Genomic DNA, 18,631 nt, shown 5'->3' on the forward strand with positions numbered 1-18,631 from the left:
GCGGCACCCATGAAGTTGATGTTTATGTCACTGGAAGCGGAGGTAATCGAGGTGGTGCCATGACCTGGAAGTGGGCAGACGTGTTTGTCGCCCAGACGAGCAGAAGAGAGCATTCATCATCCTTGCGTTGCTGATCCATGGATAACTATGGCCCTTTGTAGGGCCTTGCGAGGCTATCAAGGTTCCGCAGTCAGGGCTGTAGGACGATTCTGAACTATTGTTCCGTGGCTGTTGTGGTTGTAGACGTGACCTCCGTATTTGCTCTTACGTGGCATGGTCTGATTTTCCTGCTTACTTCTCGGCTTCCTGTTCCTGGGTCAACACATGGGTCATGGCTACTTTTCCGTGGTCAATGGGGTAATTCGTTGCCGATAGCCGCAACCCGCTTATTGAACTTGTCCATGGCTGCAAATTTCATAGCGACCCGACCCGCAAAGGCAGATAGCCGTACATGCCTTGAGCGGCCCACTCCTGCAAAAGCATCTGCTAGTTCTAGAAGTTCGCGCAGATCGAAAGCGATTTTCTTGCCATCAGTCGTGATGGTACTAACGATGTACAGCATGTCTACGTCACCTTTCAGCATTGTCCCTACCGATGGTTTCACCGTTTGCCAGCACAGCAATGGTTTGAGGCCCGGTGCGATAGTCATTCGCCATTCTTTGCATGTCATTTCCATTGTGTCTGTGACTGTCGGTAGCCGACTCGCTGAATCAGCTCTCGACAGGCCTAGTAAGCTTCAGGCCTGCATTCGCTTAAATTTCAGTAGCCGACATTCACTCCAGCACGGTCTGAGGGACAGGCAAAAAAAAGCCCCGCCGAAGCGGGGCTGAAACGAAAGGAGCTTTAACGGATGAGAAAGAGCTCTTTACAGCGGTAAATGAACCTTAGAACACGTACTGCGCGCGTACGATGAAACCGTCGCCGTCGTCGTCACCGGTACGCGCGGCTGGAGTACCACCGCTGGCGGCCGTGGCGTTGGTAACCTTGTCGGTCTTGGCCTTGACGTAGGTGGCGGAGATTTTCACCGCTTCGTTGGCGTACCAGTTCACACCCAGGTTGTGCACCTTGACTTCGGCATCGCCGACGTCGCGGGTCAGGCTGGCGGTGGTGATGTTGTCGTCTTCGACGGTCATGCTGTCGTAGCGATAGAACAGTTCCCAGGCACCGAAAGCCTTGTTAGCCGGCTTGATGGCGTCGAACTTGCCCACCTTGTAGCCGCGGGATTCGCCGGTCAGGGTGTAAGCGCCCTGCACATAGAAGCCGTGGCCCTTGATATCTTCGTAGGCGTTGGAATCAGCCTTGGTCTTGCGGGTGATGTATTCACCCTGGATCGAGGCCGGGCCCATGGCGAACGCGGCTTCCAGACCCAGCGCGGTGTCACGGTCGAAGGAGCCGGCCGGCGAAGAGGAGCTGCCGCCCAGCACCGGACGGTTGCCATTACCACCGGCATCGTTACCGCCCAGGGTCTCGACGCCACGCATGCCCATGCGGGTGCGATAACGGGAGTCGAACGCGGTGTCGGAGACATCACGCGAAGCCACGTTCACACCGAAGTGCAGGACGTTGCCGGCATCGTGCATCGGAGCGAAGACGAAGCGACCGTTGACCTGCTTGACGCTGTCGCCGTCGGTGTCGTCGGTGTCCTTGCTGAACACGCCAGCCGAGGCATAGAAGGAATCGGCGAAGGTGCTGGAAGCCTGCAGACCCATACCGTTCTGGTGGGTGTTGGCCCAGTCGACCATGTCGTAGGCGATGTTACGTTCCGGCGCGGTGACCCACTTGGAGCTGGTGGCTTTTTCCAGGCCGAAGTCCGGGTCGAAGCGACCGACCTTGATCGACACCGGCTTGAAGCCGTTGTAAGCCAGCGAGGCTTCGTCGAAGTAGCCGTTATCGGAGTCGCCGGTGTTGTGGGAGAAGTCGTAGTTGATGGTGTAGGCCCAGTCGGTGTACAGCACGCCGGACAGTTCGAGGAAGGCGCGACGGAAGTAAGCGGCGTCGGCGGTGTCACCGTTCTTGGTGTAGACACCGTCGAAGCGGCTGTAGTCGGCTTGCAGGCGGCCACCGAGCTTGAAGCTGAACTCTTTGTCTGTGGTGGCGACCTCAAGGCCGCCCTTGGTCTTGACTACGATATCGGCGCCATCGGTGGTAACGGTGCCAGCGAAAGCCTGGGCGGTAACTGCCAGGGCCAGGGCGCTGGCGGCAAAACCGGCGAAGTGCTTACGGATCATCGAAGATTTCCCCTAATTGGTGGTCTGTAGCGCTGGAAAAAACACGCGAGTCAGGCCCGCTTGTGTTGGGAGGGAATCTTGGCGGCGGGTTATTTCAGGGGAGTTGCCGATAGATAAAGATTTGATGACAGCGGAACTTTTTTACTTCTAAACGAAATAAGGCAAAAAGCCTGTACTAGAGCGGTCGGCGGGGTATTTGGGGGGAAACGAAAACCCTGTAGCCGCTGGCGAAGCCTGCGATCGGCCGAACGGCCGCAGCGACTTCAAGATCGCTGAAGGCCTTCGGCCTTATCGCAGCCTGCGGCAGCGGCTACAGGAACTCGTCCACCTTGCAGACGTTGGTGTAGCCGCTGGCGAAGCCTGCGATCGAGCGCGAAGCGGTCGCAGTGACTTCAAGATCGCTGAAGGCCTTCGGCCTTATCGCAGCCTGCGGCAGCGGCTACAGGAACTCGTACACCTTGCAGGCGTTGGTGTAGCCGCTGGCGAAGCCTGCGATCGAGCGCGAAGCGGTCGCAGTGACTTCAAGATCGCTGAAGGCCTTCGGCCTTATCGCAGCCTGCGGCAGCGGCTACAGGAACTCGTCCACCTTGCAGACGTTGGTGTAGCCGCTGGCGAAGCCTGCGATCGAGCGCGAAGCGGTCGCAGCGACTTCAAGATCGTTGAAGGCCTTCGGCCTTATCGCAGCCTGCGGCAGCGGCTACAGGAATTCGTACACCGTGCAGGCGTTGGTGTAGCCGCTGGCGAAGCCTGCGATCGAGCGCGAAGCGGCCGCAGTGACTTCAAGATCGTTGAAGGCCTTCGGCCTTATCGCAGCCTGCGGCAGCGGCTACAGGAACTCGTACAACTTGCAGGCGTTGGTGTAGCCGCTGGCGAAGCCTGCGATCGAGCGCGAAGCGGTCGCGCTCTTGAGGGCCTCGAGGCTTCAGCGGCTACAGGAGGATGGTCGGGTGAATCAGGCGTTGCGCTTGCGCTCGGCAGCCAGGCGTTCGGCCAGGGCGTCGATATCGGCGACAGGCGCTTGCGGCATCTTGCGCAAGGTGGCCTGCATCAGGCGCATCTGCCGCAGGAAGCGCCGGCAATTGGGGCAGAACAACAGGTGATGGCGCTGGATCAGGCGCTGGCGAAAGCTCAGCTGACCATCGAGATAGTCGCTGGTGCGTGCCACTTGTTCCTTGCAGGTCAGCATTGGCCGGTCTCCTCGAAGTGCTCCACGGTGGCAAAAATCTTCAGCCGTGCCCGGTGCAGCAGCACCCGGACATTGGAGAGGGAAATGTCCAGAAGATTACAGATCTCCTCCAGCTCCAGGCCCTGGCGCTCACGCAGGGTCAACACGCTGCCTTGCAGTTCCGACAGGCTCAGCAAAGTGTGCTCCAGGCATTCGCGCAGCTCGGCCTCGGTGAGCAGGGCTTCCGGGGTGTCGGCGTGCCAGGCGAACGGCGCCACCAGCCAGTGCCCGTCAGAGGAAGAAAAACGCTCGTCGCCGATAGTGCCGTGGGGTGCCGGCAGGTCATCCAGCAGGACTTCGCGGCGGTTCTGTTTGTAGCGGCTTTTCGCCGAGTTGGCGGTGATGGTCAGCAGCCAGGTCTTGAGGCTGGAACGCCCCTGGAAACCGGCCAGGTTGCGCACCACCGACAGCCAGGCATCCTGCACCACTTCGTCGGCGTGGCGCTGGCCGACAATGGCGTAGGCCACGGCGCGCATGGCGCTCTGGTAGGTGCCGACCAGTTCCTTGTAGGCCTTTTGCTCGCCGGCCAACAGGCGTTCAAGCAGTTGCGTGTCGTCAGCTGCGGACATTCATGCCTCGTAATCGGAATCCAGGATCGCAACCGCTGAATCAGCGGCTGCGATCCATAAGACTGTCAACGCTTGCGCAGAAGCACACTGCCAATCGAATAACCGGCGCCGAACGAGCTGAGCACCGCCAGCGAGCCGCTGCTCAGGTCATCCTGGTTCTTGTGGAACGCGATCACCGAACCGGCCGAACTGGTGTTGGCGTAGGTGTCGAGAATCACCGGTGCTTCCTCTTCGGTGGCCTCGCGGCCCAGCAGCTTCCTGACGATCAGGTGGTTCATGCTGAGGTTGGCCTGGTGCAGCCAGAAACGCTTCACGTCGCTGACGTTCAGCTGGTTTTCCTGCAGGTGCTCGGCGATCAGTTCCGCCACCATCGGGCAGACGTCGCGGAACACCTTGCGGCCTTCCTGCACGAAGAGTTTGTCCGGCGCGCCGATGCCCTCTTCCGCGGCGCGGTTGAGGAAGCCGAAGTTGTTGCGGATGTTGTTGGAGAACTTGGTCAGCAGCTTGGTGCTGATGATGTCGAACTGGTACGGCGAGGTAGCCAGGTCTGCCCGTTCGATGATCACCGCGGTGGCCGCGTCGCCGAAGATGAAGTGGCTGTCGCGGTCACGGAAGTTCAGGTGGCCGGTGCAGACTTCCGGGTTGACCATCAGGATCGCCCGGGCCTGGCCCAGTTGCACGCTGTTGCAGGCCGCCTGGATGCCGAAGGTGGCCGAGGAGCAGGCCACGTTCATGTCGAAACCGAAACCAGCGATGCCCAGGGCTTCCTGGACTTCGATGGCGATGGCCGGGTAGGCGCGTTGCAGGTTGGAGCAGGCGACGATCACCCCGTCGATGTCCGCGGCGGTCTTGCCGGCGCGTTGCAGGGCCTGTTCGGCGGCGCCGATGGCCATCTGGCAGAGCACCGACCATTCGTCGTTGGAACGCTCGGGCAGGCGCGGAGCCATGCGCTGCGGATCGAGGATGCCGTCCTTGTCCATGACAAAGCGGCTTTTGATGCCGGAGGCCTTCTCGATGAAGGCCGCGCTGGATTCGGTCAGGGCCTGAACCTCGCCGCGCTCGATCGCTTGCGCGTTGTCGGCGTTGAACTGATGCACGTAGGTGTTGAAAGACTCCACCAGCTCTTCGTTGGAGATGCTGTTGGCCGGGGTGTACAGGCCAGTGCCGCTGATGACGACGTTATGCACGGTCGTTCCTCTATTCTGTTCAGGCAGAAGGTATTGGCACCGTCGTACCAAACCGTAAATGGTCTATCCCGACTGGCGGAACAGGACCTGACATCGCTTTATTCCGCTTTGCCCGGGCGGCGAACGCTCAAAACCGCGGGGCCGGCATTTATAACGGCGAAGTTTGCCATAAACGCCGGCGTTTGGCCCCATCGGCAAGCGTAATCGGCGCAACATCGCCGATCCTGTAGCCGCTGGCGAAGCCTGCGATCGAGCGCGAAGCGGTCGCGCTCTTGAGGCCCTCGAGGCCCCTGCGGGGCCTTACGCAGCCTGCGGCAGCGGCTACAGCGCATCAGGCTTCCACCTGGCTCCACTGTTTGTTCAGGCGCTTGTCGGAAATCGGCGCCTTGGTGCCCAATTGCTGGGCGAACAGCGAGACCCGGTATTCCTCCAGCCACCAGCGGTACAGCTCCAGCTGCGGGTCGCGCTTGCCTTCCTGGGCATGTTTGCTCGCCCGCGCCTGGTACTGGTTCCACAGGCCGGCCAGTTCGGTACTCCAGACCCGGTCCTTCTGCACCTGGCTGCCGAGTTTCTCGAAACGCAACTCGACGGCCTTGAGGTAACGCGGCAATTCCTTGAGCCACTGCGCCGGGGTCTCGCGGACAAACCCCGGGTACACCAGATGGCTTAGCTGCGACTTGATGTCGTTCAGCGCCACCGCCTGGGCCAGGTCGATCTTGCCCTTGAAGCGCTTTTGCAGGCCATGCCAGAGCTTGAGGATCTCCAGGGTCAGGCGCGCCAGGCGCTCGGCGTGCTCGGTCCAACTGCCGCGCTTGCGCTCGGCCAGCGAGGCCAGGCCGGCGCCATCGCGCGGCAGGCTGTCCTCGCCGTCCAGCACGCAGCTGTCGAGGCTGGCCAGCAGGATGTCTTCTACCAGGGCATCGACGCGCCCCAGTTCGCGATACAGCAGGCCCAGCTCGGTCAGCCCCGGCAGCTTGTTGCGCAGGAACTTGGCCGGCTCGGCCAGCTGTTGCAGCAACAGGCGCTGCAAGGCGCGGCGATGCTGGAACTCGGCTTCGGCCGGGGTCGAGAAACGCCCCTCCTTGACGGTCCCACCTTCTTCTACCAGCGCCGGATACACCGTCATCGACAGCCCGGCGATCTTCTGCTGGGTTTTCTCCGCCACCGCGGCGAACACCTTGGCTTCCACCGGCTGCTGGCTTTTCGCGGTTTGTGGCACGGCCAGGGCGGCCTGGCTGGCCTCGGCGAAACGCGCGGTCAGCTCGGCCAGGTCGCGGCCTTCGCCGAGAAACTTGCCCTGGGCATCGACGATTTCCAGGTTCATCCGCAGGTGGCTTTCCACCTGTTGCGCCGACTCGGCCCAGGCCTCGTCGCTGACCCGCGCCCCGGTCATGCGCAGCAGTTCGCGGCCCAGGGCCTGGGGCAGCGAGCCCTGGGCGAAGTCGATACGCGCCAGGGCCGCCTTGACGAAGTCCGGCACCGGTACGAAGTTCTTGCGCAGCGCCTTGGGCAGGTTGCGCACCAGGGCGATGCACTTGGCTTCCACCAGCCCCGGCACCAGCCATTCCAGGCGCTCGGCGGGCAAGGCCGGCAGCAGCGGCGCCGGCACCCGCAGGGTTACGCCGTCTCGTGGATGGTTGGGCTCGAAGTGGTAACTCAGGGCCAGTTCCAGATCGCCGATCTGCAGGGTGTCCGGGTACTGCATGGCGGTGACTTCGCTGGCCTCGCGGGCCAGCACGTCTTCCTCGCGCATGATCAGCAACTGCGGGTCTTTCTGGCTATGCACCCGGTACCAGCTGTCGAAGGTCGCGGTCTGGTGGATCTCCGCCGGCAGGCGCGCGTCGTAGAAGGCGAACAGGGTTTCCTCGTCGGCGAGGATGTCGCGGCGCCGGGCCTTGGCTTCCAGTTCGTCGAGCTGCTCGAGCAGCCGCGTATTAGCGCTCAGGCACTTGGCTTTCGACTGGATCTCGCCACGCACCAGGCCTTCGCGGATAAACAGCTCGCGCGACACCACCGGGTCCACCGGGCCGTAATGCACCGGGCGGCGGCCGACCACGATCAGGCCGAACAGGGTGATCTGCTCGTAGGCCACCACCTGCCCACGCTTCTTCTCCCAATGGGGTTCGAAGTGGTTTTTCTTGATCAGGTGCCCGGCCAGCGGCTCGATCCAGTCGGCGTCGATCTTCGCCACCATGCGCGCGTAGAGCTTGGTGGTTTCCACCAGTTCGGCGGTCATCAGCCATTGCGGGCGCTTCTTGCCGATCCCCGACGACGGGTGAATCCAGAAGCGCCGCTGGCGGGCGCCGAGGTAGTCGCCCTCCTCGGTCTTCTGGCCGATCTGGCTCAGCAGCCCGACCAGCACCGCCTTGTGCAGCTTCGGATAATCGGCCGGCTCCTTGTTCAGGCTCAATTGCAGGTCGCGGCAGATCAGGCTCAACTGGCGATGGGAGTCGCGCCACTCGCGCAGGCGCAAGTAGTTGAGGAAATTCTTGCGGCACCAGTTACGCAACGGGCTGGCGGTCAGCGCCTGGCGCTGCTCTTCGAAGCCGCGCCACAGATTGACCAGCCCGGCGAAATCCGAGTCGGCGTCCTTCCACTGCGCGTGGGCCTGGTCGGCCGCCTGCTGGCGCTCCGGCGGCCGCTCGCGCGGGTCCTGGATCGACATGGCGCTGGCGACGATCAGCACTTCCTGCAGGCTACCCAGCTTCGCCGCTTCCAGCAGCATGCGGCCCATGCGCGGGTCCACCGGCAGGCGCGCCAGCTGGCGGCCCAACGGTGTCAGCTGGCTGTTGCGGTCCACCGCCGAGAGCTCTTGCAGCAGGTTGAAACCGTCGCTGATGGCCTTGCCATCCGGCGGCTCGATAAAGGGGAACGCGGTGATTTCACCGAGGCGCAGATGGAGCATCTGCAGGATCACCGCCGCCAGGTTGGTGCGCAGGATTTCCGGGTCGGTGAATTCCGGACGGCCGTTGAAATCCTCTTCGCTGTACAGGCGCACGCAGATGCCCGGCTCGACCCGGCCGCAGCGGCCTTTGCGCTGGTTGGCGCTGGCCTGGGAAATCGCCTCGATGGGCAGGCGCTGGACCTTGGCCCGGTAGCTGTAGCGGCTGATGCGCGCGGTGCCGCTGTCGATCACGTAGCGGATGCCCGGCACGGTCAGCGAGGTCTCGGCGACGTTGGTCGCCAGCACTACCCTGCGGCCCGGGTGCGACTGGAAAATCCGCTGCTGCTCGGCCGGCGACAGGCGCGCGTACAGCGGCAGGATCTCGGTGTGCTTGAGCTGGGCCTTGCGCAGCATTTCGGCGGCGTCGCGAATCTCCCGCTCGCCCGGCAGGAACACCAGCACGTCACCCGGGCTGCGGCGCTCGCTGCGCTCATGGGCGGCGATTTCATCGAGGGTGGCGAGGATCGCCTGGTCCACCGTCAGGTCGTCCTCGACCCGGTTGCCCTCTTCGTCCTGCTCCAGGGTCAGCGGGCGGTACCAGGTTTCCACCGGGAAGGTGCGGCCGGAGACCTCGACGATCGGCGCGTCGTCGAAGTGCCTGGAGAAGCGCTCCAGGTCGATGGTCGCCGAGGTGATGATGACCTTGAGGTCCGGACGCCGCGGCAGCAGGGTCTTCAGGTAGCCCAACAGGAAGTCGATGTTCAGGCTGCGTTCGTGGGCTTCGTCGACGATGATCGTGTCGTAGCGTTCCAGGTAGCGGTCGTTCTGGGTTTCCGCCAGCAGGATGCCGTCGGTCATCAGCTTGATCAGGGTGTTGGAATCGCTCTGGTCTTCGAAGCGCACCTGATACCCCACCAGGGCACCCAGCGGCGTCGCCAGCTCTTCGGCGACCCGGCTGGCGACGCTGCGCGCGGCGATCCGCCGGGGCTGGGTGTGGCCGATCAGGCCGTGCTGGCCACGACCGATTTCCAGGCAGATCTTCGGCAACTGGGTGGTTTTGCCCGAGCCGGTTTCGCCAGCGATGATCAGCACCTGGTGCTTTTGCAGCGCCGCCTTGATCTCGTCGCGCTTGGCGGCGATCGGCAGGCTGTCGTCGTAGCGAATCGACGGCACGCTGGCGCGCCGCGTCAGCACCTGGGCGCAGGACGCCTGCATGCGCTCGACCCACTGCCCAAGCTTGGCCTCGTCGGGCTTCTTGCGCAGCTCAAGCAGTTGCCGACGCAACCGGTGGCGGTCGGCGAGCATGGCGTGGTCGAGGTTTTTCAGCAGTTGGTCGATTGCAGGCGATTCGGAAGTCATCGGGTACGCAAGGGTCGTCTTAATTTATGCAGGGGGCGGATTGTCGCAGATTTAACGAGCGAACGAGATCCTTGTAGCCGCTGGCGCAGCCTGCGTTCGGTTGCGAAGCCGCCGTAAACCTGCTTCCCGCGTATTGCTGATGTATTGCGAGCAGCGGTTTTGCGAGGACTTCGTCCTCGGACGCAGGCTTAGCCAGCGGCTACAGGGGCGCGCGGCGCTGGCTTATTCGCTGTCCCGGTCCTTGCGCCGGTACGGGAACACATCGATCACCTTGCCGGCGCGAATGGCGTCCTGCAGGCCTTTCCAGTAATCGGCGTTGTACAACTCGCCGTGCAACTGGTCGAACAGCTTGCGCTGCCCGGCGTCGGCGAACAGGAACGGTGGGAACTCCTCGGGGAACACGTCCAGCGGGCCGATGGAATACCAGGGCTCGGAGGCCATCTCGTCCTCCGGGGTACGCGGCGCCGGAATGTGGCGGAAGTTGGCTTCGGTGAGAAAACAGATCTCGTCGTAGTCGTAGAACACCACCCGGCCATGGCGGGTGACGCCGAAGTTCTTCAGCAGCATGTCGCCGGGAAAGATGTTGGCCGCGGCCAGTTGCTTGATCGCCAGGCCGTAGTCCTCCAGCGCCTCGCGCACCTGGGCCGGGTTGGCGTTATCCAGGTAGAGGTTGAGCGGGGTCATGCGCCGCTCGGTCCAGCAGTGGCGGATCAGCACCGTATCGCCCTCCACCGACACCGTGGACGGCGCGACTTCCAGCAGTTCCGCCAGGCACGCCGGATCGAACTTGCCCAGGGGAAAGCGGAAATCGGCGAACTCCTGGGTATCGGCCATGCGCCCGACCCGGTCGACGCTTTTCACCAGGCGGTACTTCTCGATCACCGTGGCGCGGTCGACGTTTTTCGACGGCGAGAAGCGGTCCTTGATGATCTTGAACACGGTGTTGAAGCCCGGCAGGGTGAACACGCTCATGACCATGCCGCGCACGCCCGGGGCCATGATGAACTGGTCGTCGGTGTTGGCCAGGTGGTTGATCAGCGCCCGGTAGAACTCGGACTTGCCGTGCTTGTAGAAACCGATGGAGGTGTACAGCTCGGCGATGTGCTTGCCCGGCAGGATGCGCTTGAGGAAACCGATGAACTCCGCCGGCACCGGCACGTCGACCATGAAATAGGAGCGGGTGAAGGAAAAGATGATTGATACATCGGCTTCGTCGGTGATCAGCGCGTCGATCTGGATCCCCCGCCCTTCGCGGTGCAGCAGCGGAATCACCAGAGGCCACTGCTCGTCATGGGTGTAGATGCGGCCCACCAGGTAGGCACCCTTGTTGCGGTACAGCACCGAGGAAAACAACTCCACCGCCAGCTCCGGGTCCTTGCACACCCAGTCCGGCAGGTTCTCCCGCAGCTGCGACTCTAGGCGCCGCAGGTCGCCGGGCAGGTCGGCGTAGGCTTCGCTGAAGCTGTAGTCGACGAAAATCTGTTCGAGCATCGTCGACAGATGACCTTGCGGCCGGTAGGTGCGGGTCTGCGCGGCCCGGGCGCGGCGCAGGCTCGGCCGCGTGGTGTGGATGAACATGCAGCCGTCGCTGATCAGGTCATGGCTGAACAGGCCGCAGAAGGCCGAGTTGTACCAGGTCTCGGACAGCTCATCGTCGAAGCGCAGGTCGATCAGGCTGATATAGGCGCTTTTCACCAGCGGCCATTGATTGACGTCGAGCAGGGTCTCCAGGTCGAAGGTCGCGCGCAGCCGCTCCACGGTCTCGCTGACCTTTTCCTCGTACAGGTTGATCCGTGCCGCCGAGGCGGTCTGCGCCTCCTGCCACTGCGCCTGCTCGAAGCGCGCCCGGGCACCGTCGGTGATCTGGCGAAAATGCTCGCGGTAATCGTCGAAGCCATCGAGGATCGTTCGAGCGATATCGGCGGCGGGCCATTTCTGCGGCATGGTGAGACCTCTACGGGAATTCGGAAAGGCCTGAGCTTAGCCAGTGAACCGGGTACAGGAGAAGTGCAATTTTGCGCAGATAGCGAAGGCGGCCGCCCATTCAACCGCAAGATAGCGATTGCCCGCGCCCTATCTCTCGGCAACACTCTCGCCCTGCTGAAAAAAGGGCCGTTGAACGGCCTATTAAAAGGAGTTGCGCCGTGAGACTTGTCGATACCCTGCGTTTGTTGTCCCTGGCCGCGATCTGGGGCGCGAGTTTTCTGTTCATGCGCATCATCGCTCCAGTGATCGGCAGCATTCCCACGGCCTTCTTTCGTGTCTCCATCGCCGCCACCGGCCTGTTGGTGATCCTCGCGCTGATGCGCATCAGCTGGGACTTCCAGGGCAAGTTCAAGACCGTGCTGCTGCTCGGCGTAATCAACTCCGGCATCCCCGCCACTATGTATTCGGTGGCGGCCCTGGTGCTGCCGGCTGGCTATTCGGCGATCTTCAATGCCACCACGCCGTTGATGGGCGTGCTGATCGGCGGGTTGTTCTTCCATGAAAAACTGACCCCGCCAAAAATCGCCGGGGTCAGCCTGGGCCTGTTCGGCGTGGGTATCCTGACCCGTGCCGGCCCCATGGCATTCGACCTGGAACTGCTGCTGGGCGCGCTGGCCTGCCTGCTCGCCACCACCTGCTACGGCTTCGCCGGCTTCCTCGCGCGGCGCTGGCTGGACCAGGCCGGCGGCCTCGACAGTCGCCTCTCGGCCCTGGGCAGCATGCTCGGCGCCAGCCTGTTCCTGCTACCGATCTTCGCCTACAGCGCCATCAGCCAGCCGCCCGCCAGCTGGGGCGGCTGGAGCGTCTGGCTGTCGTTGCTGGGCCTGGGCCTGGCCTGCACCGCCTTTGCCTACATCCTGTATTTCCGCCTGCTGAGCTCGATCGGCCCGGTCAAATCCATGACCGTGACCTTCATGATCCCGCCGTTCGGGGTGCTGTGGGGCGCGTTGCTGCTGGACGAGCCGCTGTCCATGGCTCACCTGTATGGCGGCGTGCTGATCGCCGCGGCCTTGTGGCTGGTCCTCAAGCCAGGGGCCCGGGTCGCCTCGCCCCGGGAACTGGCGGATCGTTGATCGCGTCGATTCCCCGGCATTGCGAGCGGTCCTGAAACATGGGCGCGCTCGCCACTTGCATGACAGTCTCGATCAGGCTTGAGCAGAATCGAACCGCATATCGGACACCGTAACTTCCGCCCCTCGGCAAAAGAACTTAAAACAATAAAAAATCATCGCCTTCTAAAAACAAATACTGATCTCTCGACAAAAACATCCCTTCAAGCAAAAAAACCATTACCCCGCCGTCTTTATTTTTTACCCCCTTCTTTACCCCCCTCGTCCAAACGCCATAAAACTTGAACACAATTCGCAAAAGAAGCCCGCGCCAGACAGTTCCACTGATAACAACAACGAACTAACCACAACCAACAAAGATTATTCTCGATCACCATAAAGATATTTCTGAAAAGTTTAAAAAAAGTTCCCAACCTCTCTCCCTACGTATATTCCCGCCTTCTTCTTTATTAAGTTACCGGCCCGTTCACAACTTCCCCGGACAACTTGATCAGTTATTCAACGCTTATGAACAGATCACTCAGGCCGCACTGTTACAGCACCGGTCCTATTGCACTTCATAGCCAGAAAACTCCTCTCCCGGCCAGGAAGCGCCTCGCGCCTCTGTGCAGCCATCGAACGCTTTCAACCCCCGGCGCGCGCCGCTGATCCATAGCGCACTCAACGCCATTTCCACCCCTCCGACCACACAGGCACCGCCTTGGAAAAGAAAACCATGACACCCCACAGCTTCAGACCCTCCAGCACCGCGCTCGCCGTCGCACTGGCGTTGAGCTCCTTCGCCCCGGCCGTACTCGCTACGACGAACTGGACCGGAGACGCGCATCACATTGCCTATGACCAGGACGGCAATCCCTATCGCGTCGACGACAGCAACGCCTGGGAAAACAGTGGCAACTGGAGCAACGGCGCTCCCGCCAGCAATGACGTCGTCAACATCGACCGACCGCTCGCCGGGCGCAACAACCAGGTCGCGCAACTGGACAGCGCGCGAACGGTCGGCAGCCTGAACGTCGGCACCGCCAACAATGGCCTGGGCCAGTTGAATGTCGGCGCCAACGGCAAGCTAAACATCGGTGACAGCTTCACCCTGGGCACCGTCCAGGGCTCCACGGGCAAGGCCACCTTCAACAACGGCGCGACAGTGAACAGCGGCGGCGACCTGATCGTCGGCAAAGGCGGATCGGCCGACCTGTCCCTCAAAAACGGCTCCAAGGCCCGCTCCCAGGGCGACACCCTGATCGGCGCAGACCGCGGTGCCTCCGGCACCCTTATCGTCGACAGCGGCTCGACGCTGACCAGCGACAAGCGGCTGGTAGTCGGCGGCGCCGGCAACGGCACCCTGCAGGTCAAGAACGGCGGCCAGGTCACCAGCCAGGACAGCATCATCGCCGCCGACCTGGGTTCCAATGGCAGCGCCAGCCTCGATGGCGCCGACAGCCTGTGGAAGACCCTCGGCGACATGATCGTCGGCCAGTCCGGCAACGGCTCGCTGTCGCTCACCAATGGCGCCAAGGTGCAGACCGCTGGCAATACCGTCCTTGGTGCGCTCAGAGGCGGTAGCGGTACGGTCGGCGTCGACAACGGCACGCTGTCCACCGACAAGACCCTGATCGTCGGCGGCGCCGGCAACGGCACCCTGCAGGTCAAGAACGGTGGCCAGGTCACCAGCCAGGACAGCATCATCGCCGCCGACCTGGGTTCCAATGGCAGCGCCAGCCTCGATGGCACCGACAGCCTGTGGAAGACCCTGGGCGACATGATCGTCGGCCAGTCCGGCAACGGCTCGCTGCTACTCACCAATGGCGCCAAAGTGCAGACCGGCGGCAACACCGTCCTCGGTGCACACAAAGGCTCAAGCGGTACGCTCAGTGTCGACAACAGCACGCTGTCCACCGACAAGACGCTGCTGGTTGGCGGCGCCGGCAACGGCACCGTGGAAATCAAGAACGGCGGCCAGGTCACCAGCCAGGACAGCATCATCGGTGCCAACCAGGGCACCAATGGCAGCGCCAGCATCGACGGCGCGGGCAGCCTCTGGGAAACCCTCGGCGACCTGACCGTGGGCCAGGGCGGTAATGCCAGCCTGGTGCTCGCCAACCAGGGCGTGGCCAAAGTCGGCAGCGGCATCCTGCGGATCGCCGCCGACGGCACCTCCAATGCCGCTCTTTATGTGGGAGCGACCAGCGACAAGGCCGCCGACGCCAAGGGCGCGGGCAGCCTGGAAGCCAAGCGCGTGGTCTTCGGCCAGGGCCAGGGCCTGGTCCAGTTCAACCACAACGACCAAAACTACCAGTTCGATGCCGGCTTCGAAGGTCAGGGCCACGTCAATCACATCGCCGGGCAAACCGTGTTCAACGGTGACTCCAGCGGCTTCACCGGCCAGTTGAATGTCAAGGGCGGCGAACTGCTGCTGAACAACCGCATGGCCGGGCAAGTGCAGGTCGACCAGAACGCCAGCCTGCACATCGGCGCCTTCAACGGCAGCCAAGGTGAAGTGCTCAGCGATATCGGCAACGATGGCCAGGTGGTGTTCGACCGCAACAACCAGTACCAGTACGACCACGTCATCTACGGCAGCGGCTCGGTCGAGCAGCGCGGCACAGGCAGCACCGTGCTCACCGGCGAAAACACCTACAACGGCGGCACGCTGATCAGTAATGGCACCCTGCAACTGGGTGCCGGCGCGAACGGCGGCAACAGCGGCTCGATTCTTGGCGATGTGCAGATCGACGCACCTGGCAGCCTGGTGTTCAACCGTGCCAACGACTACCGCTTCGACGGCGCCCTTTCCGGCACCGGTACGCTCTATAAGCGCGGCGCCGGGCGCACCGAACTGAGCGGCGACAGCTCCGCCTTCCACGGCCGCAGCTACGTCGATTCGGGCATCCTGGCCGTCAATGGCAAGCTCGGCGGCTCGACCGACGTGTATGACGGCGCAACCCTGGCCGGCAACGGCCAGGTCGGCAACGTCACCCTGCACAAAGGCGCGACCATCGCTCCCGGCAACTCCATCGGCACCCTGACCCTGGCCGGCGACCTCGACCAGCACAACGGTTCGACCTTCCACGCCGAACTGCTGAGTACCGGGGCCAACGACCGGCTGCTGGTGAACGGCGCGGCGCGGCTCGAGGACGGCAGCATCATCAAAGCGGACAAACTCGACAGCAAACGCTACGAGCTGGACCGTCGCTACCTGGTGCTGGCGACCGAGAAAGGCCTGAACGGGCGCTACAAGCTGACGGGCGATACCTGGGTCTCGACCTTCTATGACGTGGTGGACAACTACGACAGCCACAACGCCTACCTGGATGTGCAACAGACGCGCCTGTTCCAGGAAGCCGCCTTCACCCCCAACCAGCGTGCCACGGCCACCGCGGCACAAAGCCTGAAAGGCGCGGCCGTGCCGGCGCTGACGCCACCAGTACACAACAAACTGTTCGAGGCCATCGCCTACCTGCCCGATGACCACCAGGCTCGCGATGCCTTCGACCAACTGTCCGGCGAGTTCCACAACTCCACCCGTTCGGCGCTGGTCCAGGACAGCCGCCTGGTTCGCGACGCGGCGAACACCCGCCTGCGCTCGGCGGCTGCCGCTAAGGCCCGTGACACCGCGAGCGACACTCACTCCGGCCTGACCCCGTGGATCACCACGCTGGGCAACTGGGGCGAAGTCAAGGGCGACAGCAATACCGCCAACCTGCGCAGCGACACCAAGGGCTTGCTCACTGGTGTCGATACCGCGGTCGGCGACCGCGGCCATGTCGGCGTGCTGACCGGCTACAGCCGCACCGAACTGAAGAGCTCGTCACGCGACTCCTCGAGCGACAACGACAACATCCACCTGGGTGTCTATGGCGGAACACAGGTCAGCGGCTTCGACCTGCGCGGCGGCATGGCGTACACCTGGAGCCGGATCGACGCCAAGCGTTCGGTGAACTTCGCCGGCTACAGCGACCACCTGAAGTCCAAGCATGACGCCAACACCCTGCAAGCCTTCGGCGAACTGGGCCGGCGCTTCGACCTCAGCCCTTCGGTACAGCTGGAACCCTTCGCCAACCTGGCCTATGTGCAGGTCAAGAGCGAAGGTTTCAAGGAAAGTGGCGGCCCTGCGGCCCTGCGCGCCAAGCACGCGTCGGACGAGCAGACCTTCTCCACCCTGGGTCTGCGCGCCAGCGCCGACAAGCAACTGGACAACGGCAAGTTGCTCACCGTGTTCGGTAGCGCCGGCTGGAAACACGCCCTGAACGGCATCACGCCGTCCAACACCTACCGTTTCGACGGCAGCGATGCGTTCCGTATCGAAGGTGCGGCCTACTCGCGCAACAGCGCGGTGGTCGAAGCCGGAGTGGAAACCCGGGTGACTCCCGAGCTGAGCCTGGGCGCCGCCTACAACGGGCAACTGGGCAGCGGTGCCAGCGAACATGGCCTGAGCCTGAACGCCAGCTACCGCTTCTGACCCCACCCTGACCACGGTGCGGCGGCTACGCCGCGCCGTGTCGTGATTTGACCGGCAAGGCATACTTGCCGGTCTTTTTTTGTCTTTCGTCAAGGCATGCCTCCAGCAACAACGGGGGGCATCCGTGACGGTCATTCAATACCCGGCGCTCTAGCGCCGGGCATTGGCCTATACCTGACTTATGGCGACGTCAAGGTAATCAGATACATCCCCGAGTTGACCGGTTTGCCCGCATCATCGATCAGCGCATATTGCTGATCGTAGTAGCGCCCTTCCTTGCCGCTGTCCGTGACCAGCTTGACGTTGACTGGCGATTTGCCGATGGCCGTCACCGAGCTCGATGGGCCGACGCCGTGTACACGAATGTCGTTGCCGCGGGAAAACTGCGGGCACTGGCGAAGACTCAACGCCGCCCCGCCTTGGGCAGTCGAGCTTGGCGTGCAAGGTTCCTCGACGATGCTGCCGTGAAAATAAATCGTTCCCTGGATGCTTTGAGGGGCTGCGAAACAGATTCCACTCAAACCTAGAAACATGCCGACACCTGCCAAAACCAGCTTGCTACTCATTCTGACTATCTCCATTGGGCCTGAAGAGTATGTCGTCAGTGTAGAAGAAATCTTTAATTTTTAAGGTTTGTCTTATTCCCAAGCAATCAATAAATAGGGTAAAAGCGAACGCAAATTAATGGCAATGAGCCATCATTATTATCGACCGGCCCTGCCCAATCTGAAGGGTGCGCCCAGGCAAAAAAAAGGCGCAGCCCTCGCTCAAGTCGAAAGCTGCGCCCGGCCCTCATGAATCAGCTGTTTTTGCGGAACACAAACACCAACCCGATGATGATCAACAGCATGCCGAGCACGCTCAGCAGTGCCAGCCGATTACCGAAGAACAGATAGTCCATCACGGCCGTCACCGCCGGTACCAGGTAGAACAGGCTGGTGACATTCACCAGATTGCCGCGAGCGATCAGCCGGTACAGCAGCAAGGTCGCCAGCACCGAGACCACCAGCCCCATCCACAGCGCCGGGACGATAAAGCCGACGCTGTGCTCGAAGTGAAACGGCTGGAACGGCACGAACAGCGCGCACAGCAACAGCCCTGCCAGGTACTGCACCGGCAGGGTGCCCAGCGGGTTGTCGCTGATGCGCTTCTGCATGATCGAGCCCAGGGTCATGCTCACCAGGGCCAGCAGGCCGAAGAGCATCCCGGCCAGCGACATGCCGGCCAGGCCGATACCCTGGTACACCACCATGATCAACCCGGCCAAACCCAGCGCCAGGCCGAACATCCGGCTCCAGGAGCGCTGACGCTCCATGATCACCACGGTAAGGATGGGTTGTACTCCCATGATGGTGGCCATCACTCCGGGGGTGACCTTCAGGTCCAGGGCCAGCAGGTAGAAGATCTGGTATGCCCCCAGCAACACCAGCCCGGTGGCCACCGCGTACAGCATCGGCTTGCGCCCGCGGGGCAAACGCAGCTTGAGCAGGGGAATCAACAGCACCAGCCCGCACAGGGCGATGGCAAAACGGAACAACAGGAAGGCAAAGGGCGAGGCATGGGCCAGCCCCCATTTGGAGAAGATCGCCCCACTGCTCCAGAGCAGGACGAACAGGCTCGTGGAAGCCGCCGCAAGCGCGGACTTTTTCGATATGAACAACATG

Annotated in this window: 11 protein-coding genes; 2 read left to right on the forward strand and 9 right to left on the reverse strand. The window is 62.6% G+C overall.

Annotated elements, in window-relative coordinates; all coding sequences use genetic code 11:
- Positions 1–349 precede the first annotated feature (349 nt).
- From BM019_RS04955 to aceK, 7 genes are all read right to left on the reverse strand, one after another.
- Complete coding sequence (locus tag BM019_RS04955) at positions 350–649, reverse strand: hypothetical protein (RefSeq protein ID WP_092417753.1); 300 nt, start codon at positions 647–649, stop codon at positions 350–352.
- A 235-nt stretch (positions 650–884) separates the two neighbouring features.
- The gene (locus BM019_RS04960) at positions 885–2,228 is read right to left on the reverse strand and encodes an OprO/OprP family phosphate-selective porin (protein ID WP_092417754.1); all 1,344 of its coding nucleotides are present in this window, start codon (positions 2,226–2,228) and stop codon (positions 885–887) included.
- A gap of 952 nt (positions 2,229–3,180) precedes the next feature.
- The gene (locus BM019_RS04965) at positions 3,181–3,414 is read right to left on the reverse strand and encodes an anti-sigma factor family protein (protein ID WP_092417755.1); all 234 of its coding nucleotides are present in this window, start codon (positions 3,412–3,414) and stop codon (positions 3,181–3,183) included.
- The gene (locus BM019_RS04970) at positions 3,408–4,022 is read right to left on the reverse strand and encodes an RNA polymerase sigma factor (RefSeq protein WP_007926857.1); all 615 of its coding nucleotides are present in this window, start codon (positions 4,020–4,022) and stop codon (positions 3,408–3,410) included. Before BM019_RS04970 ends, BM019_RS04965 begins: the two co-directional genes overlap by 7 nt.
- Positions 4,023–4,087: 65 nt before the next feature.
- Entirely contained in the window at positions 4,088–5,209 is a 1,122-nt protein-coding gene (locus BM019_RS04975) for a beta-ketoacyl-ACP synthase III (RefSeq protein ID WP_092417756.1), read from the reverse strand.
- A 331-nt stretch (positions 5,210–5,540) separates the two neighbouring features.
- Positions 5,541–9,452 carry an ATP-dependent RNA helicase HrpA gene (gene hrpA, locus BM019_RS04980; RefSeq protein WP_092417757.1) on the reverse strand — a complete coding sequence of 1,304 codons (3,912 nt, stop codon included), beginning with the start codon at positions 9,450–9,452 and terminating at the stop codon, positions 5,541–5,543.
- A 222-nt stretch (positions 9,453–9,674) separates the two neighbouring features.
- Positions 9,675–11,396: a bifunctional isocitrate dehydrogenase kinase/phosphatase gene (gene aceK, locus BM019_RS04985; protein WP_062823316.1), complete on the reverse strand. Its 1,722-nt coding sequence runs from the start codon at positions 11,394–11,396 to the stop codon at positions 9,675–9,677.
- 200 nt (positions 11,397–11,596) lie between these two features.
- Here aceK and BM019_RS04990 point away from each other — a divergent pair, with 200 nt between their 5' ends.
- Together BM019_RS04990 and BM019_RS04995 are read left to right on the forward strand one after the other, a co-directional pair.
- Positions 11,597–12,511 (forward strand): DMT family transporter, encoded by a 915-nt coding sequence (locus BM019_RS04990; RefSeq protein ID WP_092417758.1) that lies wholly within the window; start codon positions 11,597–11,599, stop codon positions 12,509–12,511.
- Positions 12,512–13,223: 712 nt separating this feature from the next.
- Positions 13,224–16,967, forward strand: coding sequence for an autotransporter domain-containing protein (locus BM019_RS04995; protein ID WP_092418005.1), 3,744 nt, complete (start codon positions 13,224–13,226; stop codon positions 16,965–16,967).
- A 179-nt stretch (positions 16,968–17,146) separates the two neighbouring features.
- Here BM019_RS04995 and BM019_RS05000 read toward each other — a convergent pair whose 3' ends face one another.
- Positions 17,147–17,533, reverse strand: a complete 387-nt coding sequence (locus BM019_RS05000) for a hypothetical protein (RefSeq protein ID WP_092417759.1) — start codon at positions 17,531–17,533, stop codon at positions 17,147–17,149.
- Positions 17,534–17,766: 233 nt separating this feature from the next.
- Positions 17,767–18,630: a DMT family transporter gene (locus BM019_RS05005; RefSeq protein WP_092417760.1), complete on the reverse strand. Its 864-nt coding sequence runs from the start codon at positions 18,628–18,630 to the stop codon at positions 17,767–17,769.
- Position 18,631: the final 1 nt, after the last annotated feature.

The sequence above is a fragment of the Pseudomonas sp. NFPP07 genome, assembly GCF_900115645.1.
Lineage (GTDB): Bacteria > Pseudomonadota > Gammaproteobacteria > Pseudomonadales > Pseudomonadaceae > Aquipseudomonas > Aquipseudomonas chlororaphis.

Excerpts from the sequence above, each read along its gene's own strand:
- BM019_RS04955 (WP_092417753.1), bottom strand. The coding sequence starts at position 649 with ATGACTATCGCACCGGGCCTCAAACCATTGCTGTGCTGGCAAACGGTG.
- BM019_RS04960 (WP_092417754.1), bottom strand. The coding sequence starts at position 2,228 with ATGATCCGTAAGCACTTCGCCGGTTTTGCCGCCAGCGCCCTGGCCCTG.
- BM019_RS04965 (WP_092417755.1), bottom strand. The coding sequence starts at position 3,414 with ATGCTGACCTGCAAGGAACAAGTGGCACGCACCAGCGACTATCTCGAT.
- BM019_RS04970 (WP_007926857.1), bottom strand. The coding sequence starts at position 4,022 with ATGTCCGCAGCTGACGACACGCAACTGCTTGAACGCCTGTTGGCCGGC.
- hrpA (WP_092417757.1), bottom strand. The coding sequence starts at position 9,452 with ATGACTTCCGAATCGCCTGCAATCGACCAACTGCTGAAAAACCTCGAC.
- aceK (WP_062823316.1), bottom strand. The coding sequence starts at position 11,396 with ATGCCGCAGAAATGGCCCGCCGCCGATATCGCTCGAACGATCCTCGAT.
- BM019_RS04995 (WP_092418005.1), top strand. The coding sequence starts at position 13,224 with ATGACACCCCACAGCTTCAGACCCTCCAGCACCGCGCTCGCCGTCGCA.
- BM019_RS05000 (WP_092417759.1), bottom strand. The coding sequence starts at position 17,533 with ATGAGTAGCAAGCTGGTTTTGGCAGGTGTCGGCATGTTTCTAGGTTTG.
- BM019_RS05005 (WP_092417760.1), bottom strand. The coding sequence starts at position 18,630 with ATGTTGTTCATATCGAAAAAGTCCGCGCTTGCGGCGGCTTCCACGAGC.